This is a genomic window from Rodentibacter mrazii (assembly GCF_001998825.1).
GTDB classification, from domain to species: domain Bacteria; phylum Pseudomonadota; class Gammaproteobacteria; order Enterobacterales; family Pasteurellaceae; genus Rodentibacter; species Rodentibacter mrazii.
The window spans coordinates 1-2,374 of record NZ_MLHG01000124.1 but is presented as its reverse complement, the minus strand read 5'-3'; the positions used below and the strand labels follow the sequence as shown (position 1 = coordinate 2,374).

Genomic DNA, 2,374 nt, shown 5'->3' with positions numbered 1-2,374 from the left:
TTTTAGTTAAAAATAAAAAACTAATTTTTTGCAGCAGCTGCCGCTTTGACGATCACCGCAAATGCCGGTGCTTTAAGTGATGCACCACCTACTAATGCCCCATCAATATCAGGTTGAGTAAATAATTCCGCTGCATTTGCATCATTAACAGAACCACCATATTGAATGATCACTTGGTCTGCCACCACTTGAGATTTAGCCGCAATGTGACCACGAATAAAGGCATGAACGGCTTGTGCCTGTGCCGGAGTCGCTGATTTACCGGTACCAATTGCCCAAATTGGCTCATAAGCAATCACTGCACCGTTAAAAGCTTCCACGCCCAGTGCGTTGATGACGGCATCAATTTGGCGAGCACACACTTCTTCGGTTTTACCTGCTTCGTTTTCCGCTTCTGATTCACCAATACATAATACAGGGACTAAACCTGCTTCTTTTAATGCCGCAAATTTTTTCGCAATAAACTCATCACTTTCTTTGTGATAAGTGCGACGCTCAGAATGGCCAATAATAATATATTTTGCCCCAAAATCTTTTAACATTTCCGTTGAAATATCACCGGTAAACGCACCTTTCACATTCACATCTACATTTTGTGCGCCAAGCACAATTTTACTACCAGCGAGAGCTGTTTCTGCTTCTGCTAAGTACATCACTGGAGGAGCGATTGCGACATCACAACCATTCACATTAGCTAATTCTGCTTTTAAACCTTCGATTAATTCTTTGGTAAAAGCTTTACTACCATTTAATTTCCAGTTACCCATTACTAAAGGACGACGTGCCATTTGTGTTTCTCCATATTAATTAACAAATGGGGTTACTATACCAAATTTTCGTCTTGATTCTTTGTTCAAAATCACAAATTTTAAAAATTTTTTCCTGAGTGCGTGATTCTTCAATCTGAAAAAGCTACAATCTATCCTATAGAAATCATAGAAAGTAACCGGTTTTATTAAAATGAAGATTTTTAAAGCTGAACAATGGAACATTGAGGTGCTTTTGCCCCTTTTTGAACATTACCGTCTTGCCAATGGAATGACTGAAAATCCTGACCGCACTTTAACATTCTTAACCAACCGTATCCGCTTTAATGAAAGCCTCTTTTTTATTGCCGTCGATTCACAAGATGAAGCTGTTGGATTTATTCAGCTTTACCCGCGTCTATCCTCCCTCCAATTACAACGCTATTGGCAGCTAACAGATATCTATGTTGTGAATTGCTCTCTGCAAACCGAAATCTATACTGCGCTTATCTCCAAAGCAAAAGATTTCGTACTTTATACTCAATCAAATCGCTTAGTCGCTGAGTTAGGGCAAGCACAACGTGAATTATTAGAACAAGAAGGCTTCAAATTAAATCCGAAAAAAAGTCTATTTGAATTAACGTTATAATGCTTACAGATCTTCAATCTTACTGGGATTATTTGCGTATTGAACGTCAAGTCAGTCCACATACTCTTGCCAATTATCAACGGCAGCTCAATGCTGTATTAACCCTACTAACCACACAGGGTATCCAACAGTGGCAACAAATTACCCCTAGCATCGTGCGTTTTATATTGGGTCAAAGCAAAAAAGAAGGTCTTAAAGAAAAAAGTTTAGCATTGCGTCTTTCCGCCCTTCGAATGTTTTTGAGCTATTTAGTGCAACAAGGCAAATTGAAAGCCAACCCTACCACGGGAATTTCAGCCCCTAAACAAAGTAAACGTTTACCCAAAAATATTGATGGCGATCAAATCCAACAGCTTCTTGCCAATGACAGCAAAGAGCCGATAGATATCCGCGATCGTGCCATTTTAGAATTAATGTATAGTTCCGGGTTACGTTTATCAGAGATACAAGGATTGGGTTTAAGCAATATTAATACACGCACCCGTGAAGTTCGAGTATTAGGAAAAGGTAACAAGGAACGTATTGTACCTTTTGGGCGTTATGCCTCACACGCCCTACAACAATGGTTAAAAGTGCGGTTATTATTTAATCCGAAAGATGAGGCGTTATTTGTCAGTCAATTAGGAAATCGGCTCACTCATCGTTCTATACAAAAACGGCTGGAAACTTGGGGAATTCGCCAAGGGCTAAATAGCCATCTAACCCCACACAAACTTCGCCATTCTTTTGCCACCCATATGTTGGAAGCCAGCTCTGATCTCCGAGCTGTGCAAGAATTACTTGGGCATAGTAACCTTTCAACCACACAAATTTACACCCATCTTAATTTCCAACGCCTTGCCGAGGTTTACGATCAAGCACATCCTCGCGCTAGACGTAAAAAGTAAAGTGTAGTTAATTTGATAAGGAACTTTAACTCCCCACATATAACAATAGCCAAAAAGCAAAATCCCCCGAATCGTTCGATTCAGGGGATTTC

The 2,374-nt window shown here is 39.9% G+C and carries 3 protein-coding genes; 2 read left to right on the top strand and 1 reads right to left on the bottom strand.

Features of this window, described 5'->3' with window-relative positions; genetic code table 11:
- Nucleotides 1-20: 20 nt before the first annotated feature.
- Nucleotides 21-788 carry a triose-phosphate isomerase gene (tpiA, locus tag BKK47_RS12170; protein WP_077495080.1) on the bottom strand — a complete coding sequence of 256 codons (768 nt, stop codon included), beginning with the start codon at nt 786-788 and terminating at the stop codon, nt 21-23.
- A 172-nt stretch (nt 789-960) separates the two neighbouring features.
- Between tpiA and BKK47_RS12165 the strand changes: the two genes are divergently transcribed.
- Together BKK47_RS12165 and xerC are read left to right on the top strand one after the other, a co-directional pair.
- Nucleotides 961-1,395 (top strand): GNAT family N-acetyltransferase, encoded by a 435-nt coding sequence (locus BKK47_RS12165; RefSeq protein ID WP_077495079.1) that lies wholly within the window; start codon nt 961-963, stop codon nt 1,393-1,395.
- Nucleotides 1,395-2,282 (top strand): tyrosine recombinase XerC, encoded by an 888-nt coding sequence (xerC, locus tag BKK47_RS12160; protein ID WP_077495078.1) that lies wholly within the window; start codon nt 1,395-1,397, stop codon nt 2,280-2,282. The genes BKK47_RS12165 and xerC overlap by 1 nt, the downstream gene beginning before the upstream one ends.
- Nucleotides 2,283-2,374 lie beyond the last annotated feature (92 nt).